Source organism: Paenibacillus darwinianus, assembly GCF_000598065.1.
GTDB classification, from domain to species: domain Bacteria; phylum Bacillota; class Bacilli; order Paenibacillales; family Paenibacillaceae; genus Paenibacillus_I; species Paenibacillus_I darwinianus.
Genome location: NZ_KK082138.1, coordinates 40,656 through 54,625, shown reverse-complemented (window position 1 = coordinate 54,625; position 13,970 = coordinate 40,656). Strand labels below are relative to the sequence as shown.

Genomic DNA, 13,970 nt, shown 5'->3' with positions numbered 1-13,970 from the left:
TTCCTTCACCTGACGCTCGCAAGCCTCGGAGCCGCACCAGCCAGCCTCGACGAATCCGCGCTTCTGCTCGAGGAACGCCTTCATCTCGTCGAGCGTCCCCAGCGCCTTGAAGTTCTCTTCCTTGAACGACTTGGCCTTCTCAAGCATGTTGTTGTGGATTTCGTCCAGCATGCGCTGCACTTCCTCCACCAGATTGTCCTGCGCCACAACGCGCTTCTCGCCGGTAGCCCGGGAGACCAGCACGACGACGCCGTTATCCATATCGCGCGGTCCGAGCTCCAGACGGAGCGGAACGCCGCGCATTTCATATTCGTTGAACTTCCAGCCCGGACTGAGATCGGCGCGGTCGTCGACGCGCACCCGGATGCCGGCCGCCTTCAGATCCTTATAAAGCTCGTCCACCCGGCCGACAACCTGCTCCCGGGTTTTGGGAGGGCCGATCGGAATCATAATGACCTGCGTCGGCGCAACCTTAGGCGGCAGTGCGAGTCCGCGGTCATCCCCATGCACCATGATGAGCGCGCCGATGAGCCGCGTGCTTACGCCCCAGGAGGTCGTATGCGCATGCTGCAGATTATTGCTGCGGTCCGAAAATTGGATATCGAACGCCACCGCGAATTTCGTGCCGAGGTAATGCGACGTTCCCGCCTGCACCGCGCGGCCGTCCTTCATCATCGCTTCGATCGAATACGTATCGACCGCGCCCGCAAACTTCTCGGAAGGCGTCTTCTGACCGACAATGACCGGAATGGCCAGGAAATTTTCAACGAAGTCACGGTAGATGTCCAGCATCCGCATCGTTTCCTCGCGCGCTTCCTCCTCGTTCTCGTGAGCCGTATGTCCTTCCTGCCACAGAAATTCACTCGTGCGCAGAAACGGCAGCGTTCTTTTCTCCCAACGGACGACGTTCGCCCATTGGTTGATCAGCAGCGGCAGATCTCGGTAGGACTGAATCCATTTCGCGTACATGTGGCCGAACATCGTCTCGGACGTCGGTCGGATCGCCAGACGCTCCTCCAGCTTCTCGCCCGCAGCCTCGGTCACCCAAGGCAGCTCGGGATTAAAGCCTTCGACATGCTCCTTCTCCTTCTGAAAGAAGCTTTCCGGAATGAACAGCGGAAAATAGGCGTTGCGGTGGCCGGTTTCCTTGAAACGACGGTCCAGCTCGCGCTGCATATTCTCCCACAGCTCATAGCCCTCCGGGCGGAACACGATGCAGCCTCTTACCGGCGAATAGTCCATCAGCTCCGCCTTCTTGATGACGTCGATATACCAACGCGAAAAATCTTCGCCCTGCGGCGTAATTTCCGTTACGAACCCCTTATCCTTCGACATACGCGCCTCCCAATCGACAGTTAGCCTATCCCTGTATCAAATTCAAAATATCGTTGTACGTCACGGCCAGCATCAGCAGCATCAGCATCGCAAATCCGATGAAATGGACCATGCTTTCCCGGTTCGGATCAACCGGACGTCCGCGCACCGCTTCCAGGCCGAGGAAAATCAGACGGCTTCCATCAAGCGCCGGAATCGGCAGCAGGTTGAAAATACCCAGATACAAGCTGAGTACCGCCGTCCACGACGTCAGCTGCTCAATGCCTTGGGCCGCGATCTGGCTTGTGACCTGCGCCGTCTTGACCGGCCCTCCGAGATCGTCGAGCTTGAATTGGCCTAATATCAGCTTCTTGAACCCTTCAAAAATATTGATCGTCATGTTTTTCATCGCCTTGGCGCCGAACGTGAACGTTTCGGTAAAGCTGGCCGGACGGGTCGGATATGCCGGGAAAATACCGACTTTGCCGGTCTTCGACTCCGCGTCCAAAGCCGGCGTAATGGTAATATTCACGGGCTGGCCGGCCCGCATGACGATCCACTTCATCGGTTTATCGGCCGACTCGCCGATCAGCGAAAGCATTTTATCCACATTGAAACCGATCCGCTGTCCGTTGATCGTCTGAATTTCATCGCCGACTTGAAGTCCGGCTTTGGCGGCGGGCGACTGCTTGTCGTCGACCAACGAACCGACAAGGATCCGGTCGGGATTCTCCATCGGCACGCCGGACATCTGGATGTATGCCATAAACAGCACGAACGCGAGGATAAAATTCATCAGCGGTCCCGCAAAAATCGCGAGCGCCCGCTGTCCGACGGTCTTACTGCCGAACTGCCGGCCGACCGGCGCAATCTGCGTGTCGCGTCCGCGCGCGACGATAATCGCGGCCGGGTGGACGGCATAGCGCTCCCGCTCTCCCTCGACATGCAGCGCAAGCTTCAGGCTCCGCTCGAGGTCAACCGATTCCACCTCGCCCCGAATCACGTTGCTGCGCTCGTCCAGCCGATCCAGGTATAGCCGCGTCACCTGATCGTTCTCAAGTCTGACCGCGATCGTCTGCCCCGGCTGAATTTCCACGACCTCCGGGTCCTCCCCGGCCATGCGCACGAAACCGCCCGCCGGAATAAGCCGCAGCGTATAACGGGTTTCTCCCCGCTGCAGCGAGAACAATTTCGGTCCGAAGCCGATCGCGAATTCGCGGACCAGAATGCCCGCGCGTTTGGCAAAATAGAAGTGACCCCATTCGTGAATCGATACGATCACGAAAAAAACGAGCACGGTCAAGAGCACAATCTCAACCATTTCCATCTCATGCGCCCTCCTGTTCGTAACGGCCTGTACTTAGATTATCATTATTCTCCCGACCGATACAAGAGAACCGAAGGTACGGCACATCCGTCACATCATACTGCGGATGCTTCAAGGCGCGCACGCTCGTCGACTTCAGCGATCGCCGCCAAATCCGGCAGCTCGCAAACGGCATGTGCATCCAAAACCGTTGCAATCACCCTCTCAATATCCAGAAACGCGATCTCGCCTTTCAGAAAGCGGGCGACGGCCACCTCGTTCGCCGCATTATAGACGGCAGGCGCCGACCCCCCGGCGCGTCCCGCCTCGTAGGCTAGACGCAGACACGGATAACGGGCATAATCCATCTCCCGGAAATGCAGCTTGCCGAGCTTCGCCAGATCAAGCGGAGCGGTCGGCGTCGGTCGGCGGTCCGGATAGGACAGCGCATATTGAATCGGAATGCGCATGTCCGGCCACCCGAGCTGCGCGATGACGCTGTGATCGACGAATTCGACATAGGAGTGAATAATGCTCTCAGGATGCAACAGCACATCGATTTGATCGTAAGCGGCGTTGAACAGCCAATGTGCTTCGATGACCTCCAGGCCTTTGTTAACCATCGTCGCCGAATCGATCGTAATTTTTGCGCCCATCGCCCAGTTCGGATGGTTCAACGCCTGCTCAACTGTGACGCCCTCAAGCTCCGCGCGCGTTTTATCCCGGAACGAGCCGCCGGAAGCGGTCAGCGTTATTTTGCGGACCGTCCGCCGGCTCTCGCCGTTCAGGCATTGAAAAATCGCGGAATGCTCGCTGTCGACCGGCAAAATCGCGACGCCCTTCTCGGCGGCGCGGCGCATCACCAGATGCCCTGCGGTCACAAGCGTTTCTTTGTTGGCCAGGCCAATCGATGCGCCGGCTTCGATCGCCGCCATCGTCGAGCGGATGCCTTGGCTGCCGACCAGCGCCGTCACCACATAATCTGAGCCGGTGCCTGCCGCAATTTCATCGAGACCTTCGCAGCCGTGAAGCACTTCAATGCCGGGCGGCAGCAAGACGGCGGCTTGATCGGCCGCAGCCTTCGTCGCCAAGCACACTTTAGCCGGACGGAAAATCTGCGCCTGCCTGACAAGCAGGTCCACATTCGTGCCCGCCGCCAGGCCGGTCACCCGGTATTGCTCCGGATCGTTCGCAATGACGTCCAGCGTCTGCGTGCCGATTGACCCGGTTGAGCCGAGTATAGCTATATTTTTCAAGCAAGCTCCCCCTAAATCGTAGCCGATAACTAACTATGCCAGTATCCCGGTGAGCGTCAGAAGCGGAAAGACGATCAGCCAGCTGTCGCAGCGGTCGAGCACGCCGCCATGCCCGGGCAGCAGCGATCCGGAGTCTTTGACGCCGCGCAACCGTTTATAAGCAGACTGAACAAGATCACCCAGCTGTCCGGCCACCGAGGCGATGAGGCCGATCGTGAAAGCTTTGCCGACCGTGATCCAGTCGGGGGCCGCGAGCGCGCCGATCACACAGACAAGCAGCGCCAGCAGCACCCCGCCGAGCGCGCCCTCAATCGTTTTGTTCGGGCTGATGGCCGGCCATAGCTTATGGCGGCCGATCGCTTTGCCGACGAAATAAGCGCCGGCGTCGGATGCCCATATCGCGCCGAACGTAAGCGCGGTCAGAAAAAGCCCGTTCGGCTCGATCCCGCGAACCGTCATCATTTCCGAGAAGCCGAAGCCGACGTATACGGCTCCTAACAGCATCAAGGCCGCGCCGTCAAGCGCGGCCCGGTTTTTGGTGAAGACGGTGACGGCGAGCACAGCGAACATCAAGCTCCAGACGATCGTCTCAGGAGGCGCCTGCGGCAGGCCCGCATCGCGCCAAGGCACCGCAATCGCAAGCATACCGATAAAACCGAGCAGTGAGAGCGGATCGCGCAGGCGATAGCCGTTCAGTCGGATATATTCATAAAAGCCGATAAGAGCCAATACAAGCAGCAATCCTTTGTAGTACCAGCCGCCGAGCACGGCCAGCAGCGCAAAGGCCAACCCGCCGAGCACCCCCGTCACGATACGCTGTTTCACAGCTCAGCCACACTCCTATATCCGTTAAAGTCCGCCGTACCGCCGCGTACGCCTTTGATATTCCCCGATCGCTTCGTGGAAATGGGCTTCGGTGAATTCCGGCCAGTATACATCCGTGAACCAGAGCTCGCTGTACGCAAGTTGCCACATCATGAAGTTGCTGATGCGCAGCTCGCCGCTTGTCCGGATCAACAGGTCCGGGTCGGGAATGCCATTCGACAACAGCCGCGCTTCGAAATGTTTCTCCGTGATTTCTTCGGGACGGATCAAGCCGGCCGCCGCATCCTCGCAAAGCATGCGTACCGCGTCCGTCATTTCTTTGCGGCTCCCATAGTTGAGCGCGAAATTCAGCACCAGACCGGTATTGCCTGCCGTTCGGCGAACGGCCTGTTCGACCGCGTCCAGTGTGTAATCCGGCAGATCTTCCTTGTAGCCCATCATGCGCACCTGCACATTATTCTCGATCAGCTCGTCGAGCTCGATCGCCAGAAATTCCTGGGGAAGCTTCATCAGAAACTCGACTTCGGCTTTCGGACGCTTCCAGTTTTCCGTAGAGAAAGCGTACAGAGTCAAATATTCGACCCCGAGCTCGCTCGCCGCCATCGTGATCCGCTTGACCGTTTTCATGCCGGAATGATGGCCTGCGACGCGGGGCAGGCCGCGCGTTTTCGCCCAACGCCCGTTGCCGTCCATAATAATGGCTACATGACGTGGAATATTGCCTTCCGCAACGGCTGCGCCGGTCTGCTGCGATCCCCGGCCGAGCCGGGATCGAATCCGCTCGAACATTCGTTTTCCTCCCAAAGGGACAAAGGATAATAGAATAGAACAAACCCCACCTGTCCGGAGGGGCGGTTCAATCCTGCCGTTTTTAGACTTCCATGATTTCTTTCTCTTTGCCGGCCAATATTTTATCGACTTCCCCGATAAACCGGTCAGTCGCCTTTTGAATGTCTTCCTGATGGCGTCTGGATTCGTCCTCTGAAATGTCGGTCTTCTCCAGCTTCTTGATATCGTCGTTCGCGTCGCGGCGAATGTTGCGGATCGCTACCTTCGCTTCCTCGCCGAACCGTTTGGTCGACTTGACCAGCTCCGCGCGGCGCTCCTCGGTGAGCGGCGGTATGCCGATCCGGATTTGGGTGCCGTCATTCGACGGGGTCAGACCGAGATCCGATTTCTGGATCGCCTTCTCGATCGCGCCGATCGACGTTTTATCCCACGGCTGAATGATCAGCGTGCGGCTATCGGGCGTGTTGATGTTGGCCAGCTGGTTAACCGGCGTCATCGCCCCATAATATTCCACTTGAATGCGGTCAAGCAGAGCCGGGGTGGCTCTTCCCGCGCGGAGCGTCGACAAGTCGCGGCGCAGCGCACCGAGCGCTTTGTCCATACGTTCTTCCGCACTACTCTTTATTGATTGCGGCATTAGCCCACACTCCCTTTCACAATGGTCCCGATCTTCTCGCCCATCACGACCCGCTTGATATTGCCGGCTTCGGTAATGGAAAAAACGATGAGCGGGATGTTGTTGTCCATACAGAGGGAAGACGCCGTCGAATCCATCACTCCGAGATTTTTGTTGAGCACATCCATGTAGGTGAGCTGTTCGAATTTCTCGGCCGAAGCGTCCTTGAACGGATCGGCGGAATATACGCCGTCCACTTTATTTTTAGCCATCAGAATAACTTCCGCCTCAATTTCGGCTGCACGCAGCGCCGCCGTCGTATCGGTGGAGAAAAACGGATTGCCCGTGCCTGCCGCAAAAATGACGACACGCCCTTTCTCCAAATGCCGAATCGCGCGTCTGCGGATATAAGGCTCCGCAATCTGCTGCATCGCAATTGACGTTTGCACCCGGGTCGGCACATCGATCTGCTCCAAAGCATCCTGCAGCGCGAGCGAGTTCATAACGGTGGCCAGCATGCCCATGTAATCGGCGGTTGCGCGGTCGATGCCTTTGGCCGAACCGGCAATCCCCCGCCAAATGTTTCCTCCGCCGCACACAATCGCGACTTCCACACCAAGCTCAACGACCGACTTCACCTGCTCTGCGATCGATGCGATCGTGCCTGCTTCGATGCCGTATCCGTTCTGTCCTGCCAGCGACTCGCCGCTGACCTTCAGAACGATGCGTTTATACACGGGACGTTCCAATCGATTACCTCCATCCGGCGCCTCACCTCCGAGGCCCGCCTAATAAAATCACCCAAAAAGCGCCCCGGCAACAATTACCCGCACAAGGTCAAGCAATGCTTTCCATCGTATCCCGATTGCCTGTCAGGAACCCGCGCAGGGATATAAAATCCGATTAAGTAAAAACGGCGGGGCGGAAGTACCGCCCCGCCGTCTGCGTTCGGATTACAATTTGGCTTGAGACATAACTTCTTCGTAGAAGTTGTCCTGTTTTTTCTCGAGGCCTTCGCCGAGCTCGTACCGAACGAAGCGACGAATCGAAATGTTTTCTCCAATGGCGCTGATTTTTTCATTTAGGAGTTGGGACACCGTTTTGTCCGGGTCTTTGACGAAAGGCTGCTCAAGCAGGCAATATTCCTCATAGAACTTCGCCATGCGGCCTTCGACCATCTTGTCGACGATATGAGCCGGCTTGCCTTCGTTCAGCGCCTGGGCTTTCAGAATTTCGCGTTCTTTCTCGAGATCCTCTTGGGGCGCTTCTTCGCGTCGTACATATTTCGGGGCCGCAGCCGCGATCTGCATCGCTACGTCGCGTACGAATTCACGGAACTGGTCGGTCTTCGCAACGAAGTCGGTTTCGCAGTTGACTTCAACGAGCACGCCGATCCGTCCGCCGCCGTGGATATAAGACTCAACGATGCCTTCGGTTGCGATCCGGCCCGCTTTGTTCGCCGCTGCGGAAAGGCCCTTCTCACGAAGAATTTCTGCCGCTCTCGTCAGGTCGCCGTTCGCTTCCTCCAACGCTTTCTTGCAATCAAGCATGCCCGCTCCGGTTTTTTCGCGCAATTCTTTCACTGCACTCGCATTAACTGCCATTAGTTTGACCTCCTGAATATTCGGTTCTCTTTATGTAGCAAAGCCCGCTATCGTTTTAAAAAAAAGGCGGTGAGAGGTTTTCACCTTCCAACCACCCTTTTCGTTTCTATCATTATGCCGTCGTTTGTTCGCCTTGATGCGCTTCAACGATTGCGTCGGCCATTTTGGACGTGAGCAGCTTAACGGCGCGAATCGCGTCATCGTTGCCCGGAATCACATAGTCGATCTCGTCCGGATCGCAGTTCGTGTCGACGATGCCGACGATCGGGATACCGAGCTTGCGGGCTTCTGCAACAGCGATGCGCTCTTTACGAGGATCGATGATGAACAGCGCGCTTGGAAGGCTGCGCATGCCCTTGATGCCGCCGAGGAATTTCTCGAGACGATCCTTCTCTTTGTTGAGAATAATGACCTCTTTCTTCGGGAGCACCTCGAACGTGCCGTCTTCCGACCACTTCTCAAGCTGGCGCAGACGATCGATCCGTTTCTGGATGGTTTGGAAGTTGGTCAGCGTGCCGCCGAGCCAACGTTGGTTGATGTAGAAATTGCCGCAACGTTCCGCTTCTTCCTTCACGGAATCCTGTGCCTGCTTTTTCGTGCCGACGAACAAAATCGTGCCGCCCTCTTCGGCGACGGAGCGAACAAAGTTGTACGCTTCCTCGACTTTCTTGACCGTCTTCTGCAAGTCGATAATATAAATCCCGTTTCTTTCGGTGAAGATATAACGATCCATCTTCGGGTTCCAACGACGGGTCTGATGACCGAAATGAACCCCAGCCTCAAGCAGCTGTTTCATGGAAATAACCGCCATCTCCACAACACCTCCAATATGGTTTTTTTGTTGACCTCCGCCTGTCGCATCTTTCGTCAAAACTTCCGCTTCGCGGGAGCACCCTTGACGAAATTGACCGGCGTGTGTTTTTAACACCGACAATTACTATACCATATTCGACTAACCGGCGCAACCGCTAAGAAGTTCTCCGCGAAGCACCGCACGAAAAAAAACGCCGTTCAATAATCGAACGGCGGGCTTGTTATGATCCGTTTCACATCCGCGGGAGAAATTTCCCCATCAAAATAATAAAAGCCGGCCACAATCTCCTTGCTCCAATCCGACATGAGCGCCAGAAACACCTTTTCCTCGGCCAGCACGCCTTTGGACTTGAGATGCGCCGCGACTTGCCCCAGCGTCATGCCCGGTCTGATGCGAACCGGCAGCTTGTCGACGCGCACCGTGCCCGGCGAGGCGGCTGGTGTCACAGTGTCGGACGGCCGATCACCGGCAGGAGCTTCATTCTGCACGGTGCCGCCGTCCACCGCTCGCCGCTCGCCTTGGATCTCAAGCTCGCCGCGAACACGTTGTTCCGCAGCGGCGACCAGCTCATCCACCTCGGCTTGTGTGTAGTTGCCCGCTTCGCCGGTCAAGCGGTCAAGCTGATCGGTGCGGCCGGGCTGCTGCCCGGCTACTAGCATCAGTTGCAGAAGCAACGCCCCGGATATGATTCCCACGCCCAAGCCGAAAAGAAACGGACGTTTGTCAAACACGGCGTTCCTCCTCCTGCTTGGCCAACTGCAGAATAAGCATGACCTCGCCTTTGTTCATGCCGACCTTCTTGGCGATCGCCTCGATCGATTTGCCTTGGTTATGCATGTCGAACAGCTCGGCGTAACGTTCGCGAATCGGCGGAGCCACCGCCTCGACATCCTCTTCCTTATAGGGTCCGCCAGCTGTCGGATGTTTGGCCGCGACGGCGGCCCCACTGGTAACGGCCGCATTGCGGACCTGATCCAGACGCTCCTCCGTACGCGCCTCGAAACGGGAGAGTTTCCCCTCCAGTTCGATAATACGCCGTTCCAAGGAAGCCAACCGCTCGTCGCGCTCTGCGTTGTACTGGCGCTGCTGAAGCTGAGCGCGGGTAACGGTCTCGATCAGCTCGCGGTTGTCCGCCTCCATGTTTTCCATAAACTGCTCCAACGCGGTCTGCATCCCCTCGGCATTCGAAGCCGGCCCGGCTGCCTTGCCGCGACGCGGCAGGATCAGAGCGCCCACAATCGCGAACGCCCCCAACAAAACAACGAGCTGCCATGGTGCCAAAGACATTCACCTGCCATTTCACAAAATAAGGCCGCCTAAGCGGCAAAGGTTAATCTACTAATCTAATAAGTTAGGTCGATGTGTTTTCCTTTGTAAGGATGATTGCTTTCGGGCTTCGCGGCATGCGCATCGGCTTGCAGCCCCCGGCCGCGCCGGCCGCCTTGCCCGCCTGGCTGCTGCCGGCCCTGACGGTCCTTGATCGTTTGTCCAGCCGTTTCCTCGACGCCGGTGTTCCGGTGTCTCTTCATTTCCGTTTGTTTCTCCGCCGCGGTCGCCAGCTGTTGTTGTTCGGCAACCTGTTTCTGCAGTTGCTGGGCCTGTATAGCGCTTGCTTCGGGGGTGCGTGGAATGGACATTTGCAAATCGAGCGATTTGAAGGTCATTCGTCATCTCCCTTTCACCAGAAAATCGACTGTCTTCTATCATTATACCAGCGGCGCCATATTAATGTCGCCTTCCGAGTATCTGAAGCAGACGCGCTGCACAGGATCCTTGACGAAGCGGGTATAGCGGCCAATGACGATTTTGGTTCCGCCGTACACCGTATTGATTACTTCCACCTTGGCGCGACCCGTATCTTCAAGCATTTTCTCGATCGCGAGAATCCGCTCCCCACCGACGTTTTGTTCATCCAGTACCTGACGCTTGGTGGCGTTCAGCTTGACGCGAAGCGCCAGCTTGTCGGGAGACAACTGCCCGGCTGCGGCCAGCTGATCCAGCAGCGTCAGCGCCTTGTCCATTTTGTCGAGACTCTCCGACATCTCCTTTAATTGACTGCGCAACTCATTAAGCTCGGCGCGCAGCGCGGGATGAACGCCGACCTCGATGGCGGTGGCAGTAGACATCGTGTTGCCGATCGTCCGCGCCGTCACTTTATCCCCGGCTTGCGCGATTCCGCCGACGAGCAGCCCCTTGGCCCCCGAACAAACGATGCTTTGCGCCGCTCTGACCTGGGAATGCATAATGCTTTGGGTAACGACGATGTCTTCGCCTGCCAGAACATTGCCATCCTGAATGAAAGAGCTCCGCACCGTCTTCCCCGCTTTGACGAAGCCCTTGTTGCCGGCCAATATGCCGCCCGTTATTTCAATCGATCCATCCGCTTCAAGCTCGGCTCCTTCTACGCCTCCGACAACGCGAATGTCGCCCGCCGCTTTGACCCGAAAGCCCGTAAGCACGTTGCCCCTGATCACGACCGTACCGACGAAGTCGATGTTACCGATATTGTAATCGACGTCGCCGTTCACTTCAAACACCGGAAAAACGTTGATCTTGTCCTTGTCCGTCTTGGCGATCATGCCGTCGATTGCCGCGTACATCGCGTTCTGCTCCGGGTTAAGGACAACGTTCTTGCCTACCTTGAAACGGACCGTCTTGCCGTGCTTGGCGTTAAGCTTTTCGCCCGTTACGGCAGTGCCCGGATGTCCTTCCTCGGCAGGAACCAGCTCGGCGATGAGTTGTCCCTTGATAACGTTTTTCAGCTGGATGACTTCCTTGTAATCGACTGTGCCATCCTCCAGCAGAGCCGGCTTGAGCGACTCTTCCTCCATATTGAATGCGTAGTGGATAAACCCGTCTTTACCGTCGAGCGGCGGATTGCCCGTTGCGATGACAGTCTGTCCATAAAAGTAATGTTTCGGATTGAGCGCGATGCTGGCAAGCACGTCATTATGGATGCCGAAAACGACGCCATGGCTTTTCAAAAATTGCTCCAGTTCCTCCGCAGTGAAGGCGAATGCTTCATCCGCCTTGTTAAAATGCAGGATCGCGGATAATTGGTCGGGCGCCAGTTCGATTCCGATGTTCGTTTCCATTGCGGCGAGATTTGACATCGCAGTTTCCTCCTTGCATCAGTTTTGCATCAATTGATTTTTTTGCTTGTCGAGCGCGCCGCGAAGCCGCAGAATCGCTTTGGAATGAAGCTGGGAAATACGCGAAGGCGAGAGCGACATCACCTCGGCGATCTCGCTGAGAGACAACTCTTCATAATAAAACAATGAAATGACGATCCGCTCCTTTTCGGTGAGCCTTTCGATGCCCTTGACCAAGGTTTCCTTCAGAAAAAACTGCTGGACCGTTTGATCGGGATTTTTCGCCTTCTCATCGATCAGCATCGACATCCGCGTCTCCGATTCTTCTTCTCGGATCGGGTCCTCCAGAGAGACGACGGTCGTTACGGCGATTTCCTGCACCATCGTCTGGAAGTCCCGTTCGCTGATATTCAGATAAGAACTGATTTCGGCGTCCGTTACCGAGCGCAGATATTGCTGCTCCAGCTGTTGGTAGGCTTCCTCTATTTTTTTCGCTTTTTCCCGCACGGAGCGCGGCACCCAATCGCCTTGTCGCAGGCCGTCGATCATCGCGCCCCGGATGCGCCAGGAAGCGTAAGTTTCAAATTGGAGTCCTCGCTGGTAATCGAACTTCTCGATCGCGTCGATCAGGCCCATCGCGCCATTGCTGGCAAGATCGTCTTTGGAGACGTTTTTGGGCAACCCGATCGCCATCCGGTTCGTCACATAATCGACCAGCGGCAAATATAATTCAATCAACTGCTTTTTAGCCTCTATATCCTTTTGTTCTTTCCACTTCCGCCACAACTCAATGTTGGACAAATGAGGAGCTTTCGGTTCGATCATCATCGTCTCACCCTCCCAAACCTTTCCTTAAGGAAAACCGATCATGTTGAATGATTCCCGTTTTTCTTAAGGAAAGCATTCCAGATAACCGCGGTCGGTTATTCCTTGCTATCAGACAGGTGACGTAGTGCATTTGCCAGTTCTTCAGGGTCCAGGTTTTGTGTGGAAGCCAGCTTTTTCGGTTGAAAAGGCGCAAAACCGACCGCCTCGCCGGAAGCATTATCGCTCCCATCCAACTGCGCTCTGAGAAGCCCGTTAAGATCTTCCCCTTCGTCCGGCGTCGAGAAATCGACTTGTCCGCCGACGGAGGGATCGGCCTGAATATCGGGCCAGTCCTCCGACGGCGCTGTCCCCACGATCCCGCGCAATACGACTCGAATCAAGTACCCTAACATAAAAAATGCAATGAATGCGTACAAGCCTCGCAGGCATGAAACGGCAAATCCGTTGTTTCCGAAGGAAGCCAGAAACGTGAGAAGCATACCGGAGATGCCCGATGCCAGATTCCAACGCACAGATCCCAGCATTCTAAAGCTCCTTTATCCCATACTGAACGCTGCGGATAGTCAGCAGGCCTGTCCCGCTGTCAAGCTCGATGGTACGGCCATAGCTTGCGCCAGTGTCCTCTGCGACCAACGGTATGCGGTTGCCGACGAGCAGCAGCTTACATGTTTCGACATTTCGCGGACCGATTCTCATCGTATCGCTCTGTCCCGCGAAAATGAACATTTGGGCTCCCCCGGCCAGCTTGGCCGTCAATCTTCTGGCGGAGGCTCCTGCCTTGGTCATAAGCTCGATCAAAACCGGAAGCGCCGTATCCGCATATTTAGCCCGGTTGAAGGCGGCCTCTTTGGCGATTTCGGACGAAGGCAGCATAATATGCGCCAGCCCGGCCACACGCGCCCCGGCGTCATAAAGCGTCAGCCCGACGCATGAGCCAAGACCGGTCGTCTTCAGAATCTCGCCCGAGGCCGCGATCTTAAGTTCGGCCATTCCCACCTTGATATGCTCCGTCATTCCAAAGGCACTCCCAGCGCACGGAATATCTTGTCGAACGAATCCGGATCGGGAATCAGGAAAAAGTGGCCTTCCACCTCGTCGTCATCTTCCAGAAACGTCGTCTCGATCAGCATCGCGCCATCGCCCATCTGGCCGAATTGCAAAAGTCCGTAGCTTAAAATGGCGCCCGCCATATCGACGGCGAGCGAAGGAACCGTCGGATGCATCGACAGGTTCGTAAAGTCGGCAAGCGAAGATAAATAGGAGCCAGCCAATATGTTGCCGATTTCGTTCAATGCCGAGAATTCCATCTCCGTGTACGCCGCCCCGTCCTCCGGCTCGATGGACAACAGATTGCCCAGCAGGCGTTTAGCGGAATTTTCCTGAATGATGAAAAACATGTTGCCGGGAGCGTCTCCCTCGACCCTGAGGAAGACGGCCACGACAACCTGTTCGGAGCCGCCGACCAGGTCCGCAATCTGCTCGAAGGGAACCAGGCTTACCGTCGGAACCGCCATATCGATTGGCTT

Annotated in this window: 17 protein-coding genes; all 17 read right to left on the bottom strand. The window is 56.4% G+C overall.

Translation table 11 applies throughout. The annotated features are described in order from the left end of the window. Positions 1–1,335 (bottom strand): proline--tRNA ligase (proS, locus tag BG52_RS03970; protein WP_036666861.1); only part of this gene is annotated, 1,335 nt, incomplete at its 3' end. 25 nt (positions 1,336–1,360) lie between these two features. Further along, positions 1,361–2,641, bottom strand: coding sequence for an RIP metalloprotease RseP (gene rseP / locus BG52_RS03965; protein ID WP_036579321.1), 1,281 nt, complete (start codon positions 2,639–2,641; stop codon positions 1,361–1,363). Between the two features lie 95 nt (positions 2,642–2,736). Further along, entirely contained in the window at positions 2,737–3,876 is a 1,140-nt protein-coding gene (locus tag BG52_RS03960; protein ID WP_036579317.1) for a 1-deoxy-D-xylulose-5-phosphate reductoisomerase, read from the bottom strand. Positions 3,877–3,909: 33 nt separating this feature from the next. Beyond that, the gene (locus tag BG52_RS03955; protein ID WP_036579315.1) at positions 3,910–4,701 is read right to left on the bottom strand and encodes a phosphatidate cytidylyltransferase; all 792 of its coding nucleotides are present in this window, start codon (positions 4,699–4,701) and stop codon (positions 3,910–3,912) included. Between the two features lie 24 nt (positions 4,702–4,725). Further along, the gene (locus tag BG52_RS03950) at positions 4,726–5,490 is read right to left on the bottom strand and encodes an isoprenyl transferase (RefSeq protein ID WP_036579313.1); all 765 of its coding nucleotides are present in this window, start codon (positions 5,488–5,490) and stop codon (positions 4,726–4,728) included. A gap of 82 nt (positions 5,491–5,572) precedes the next feature. Then, positions 5,573–6,127: a ribosome recycling factor gene (gene frr / locus BG52_RS03945; protein ID WP_036579311.1), complete on the bottom strand. Its 555-nt coding sequence runs from the start codon at positions 6,125–6,127 to the stop codon at positions 5,573–5,575. Next, entirely contained in the window at positions 6,127–6,855 is a 729-nt protein-coding gene (gene pyrH / locus BG52_RS03940) for a UMP kinase (RefSeq protein ID WP_036579309.1), read from the bottom strand. The genes frr and pyrH overlap by 1 nt, the downstream gene beginning before the upstream one ends. Before the next feature lie 204 nt (positions 6,856–7,059). Next, positions 7,060–7,710: a translation elongation factor Ts gene (gene tsf / locus BG52_RS03935; RefSeq protein WP_036579307.1), complete on the bottom strand. Its 651-nt coding sequence runs from the start codon at positions 7,708–7,710 to the stop codon at positions 7,060–7,062. 112 nt (positions 7,711–7,822) lie between these two features. Then, entirely contained in the window at positions 7,823–8,521 is a 699-nt protein-coding gene (gene rpsB, locus BG52_RS03930) for a 30S ribosomal protein S2 (protein WP_036579304.1), read from the bottom strand. 200 nt (positions 8,522–8,721) lie between these two features. Continuing rightward, positions 8,722–9,255, bottom strand: coding sequence for a hypothetical protein (locus BG52_RS03925; RefSeq protein ID WP_036579302.1), 534 nt, complete (start codon positions 9,253–9,255; stop codon positions 8,722–8,724). Then, positions 9,248–9,805, bottom strand: a complete 558-nt coding sequence (locus BG52_RS03920; RefSeq protein ID WP_144340726.1) for a hypothetical protein — start codon at positions 9,803–9,805, stop codon at positions 9,248–9,250. Before BG52_RS03920 ends, BG52_RS03925 begins: the two co-directional genes overlap by 8 nt. Before the next feature lie 62 nt (positions 9,806–9,867). Next, on the bottom strand, positions 9,868–10,188 hold the full coding sequence (locus tag BG52_RS03915) for a hypothetical protein (protein ID WP_036579296.1): 321 nt from the start codon (positions 10,186–10,188) through the stop codon (positions 9,868–9,870). Positions 10,189–10,230: 42 nt separating this feature from the next. Continuing rightward, on the bottom strand, positions 10,231–11,637 hold the full coding sequence (locus tag BG52_RS03910; protein WP_036579293.1) for a DUF342 domain-containing protein: 1,407 nt from the start codon (positions 11,635–11,637) through the stop codon (positions 10,231–10,233). Between the two features lie 18 nt (positions 11,638–11,655). Further along, positions 11,656–12,441, bottom strand: a complete 786-nt coding sequence (locus tag BG52_RS03905) for a FliA/WhiG family RNA polymerase sigma factor (RefSeq protein ID WP_036579436.1) — start codon at positions 12,439–12,441, stop codon at positions 11,656–11,658. Positions 12,442–12,539: 98 nt separating this feature from the next. Beyond that, positions 12,540–12,956 carry a hypothetical protein gene (locus BG52_RS03900; RefSeq protein ID WP_223298910.1) on the bottom strand — a complete coding sequence of 139 codons (417 nt, stop codon included), beginning with the start codon at positions 12,954–12,956 and terminating at the stop codon, positions 12,540–12,542. A 13-nt stretch (positions 12,957–12,969) separates the two neighbouring features. After that, positions 12,970–13,458, bottom strand: a complete 489-nt coding sequence (locus tag BG52_RS03895) for a chemotaxis protein CheD (RefSeq protein WP_036579289.1) — start codon at positions 13,456–13,458, stop codon at positions 12,970–12,972. Continuing rightward, positions 13,455–13,970, bottom strand: a 516-nt coding sequence (locus tag BG52_RS03890; protein ID WP_036666857.1) for a chemotaxis protein CheC, incomplete at its 5' end; no start/stop codon positions are given. The genes BG52_RS03895 and BG52_RS03890, both read right to left, overlap by 4 nt.

Bases quoted from the DNA above. Each gene is read 5' to 3' on its own strand.
- rseP (WP_036579321.1), bottom strand. From the start codon at position 2,641: ATGGAAATGGTTGAGATTGTGCTCTTGACCGTGCTCGTTTTTTTCGTG.
- BG52_RS03950 (WP_036579313.1), bottom strand. From the start codon at position 5,490: ATGTTCGAGCGGATTCGATCCCGGCTCGGCCGGGGATCGCAGCAGACC.
- frr (WP_036579311.1), bottom strand. From the start codon at position 6,127: ATGCCGCAATCAATAAAGAGTAGTGCGGAAGAACGTATGGACAAAGCG.
- tsf (WP_036579307.1), bottom strand. From the start codon at position 7,710: ATGGCAGTTAATGCGAGTGCAGTGAAAGAATTGCGCGAAAAAACCGGA.
- rpsB (WP_036579304.1), bottom strand. From the start codon at position 8,521: ATGGCGGTTATTTCCATGAAACAGCTGCTTGAGGCTGGGGTTCATTTC.
- BG52_RS03915 (WP_036579296.1), bottom strand. From the start codon at position 10,188: ATGACCTTCAAATCGCTCGATTTGCAAATGTCCATTCCACGCACCCCC.
- BG52_RS03910 (WP_036579293.1), bottom strand. From the start codon at position 11,637: ATGTCAAATCTCGCCGCAATGGAAACGAACATCGGAATCGAACTGGCG.
- BG52_RS03905 (WP_036579436.1), bottom strand. From the start codon at position 12,441: ATGATCGAACCGAAAGCTCCTCATTTGTCCAACATTGAGTTGTGGCGG.
- BG52_RS03895 (WP_036579289.1), bottom strand. From the start codon at position 13,458: ATGACGGAGCATATCAAGGTGGGAATGGCCGAACTTAAGATCGCGGCC.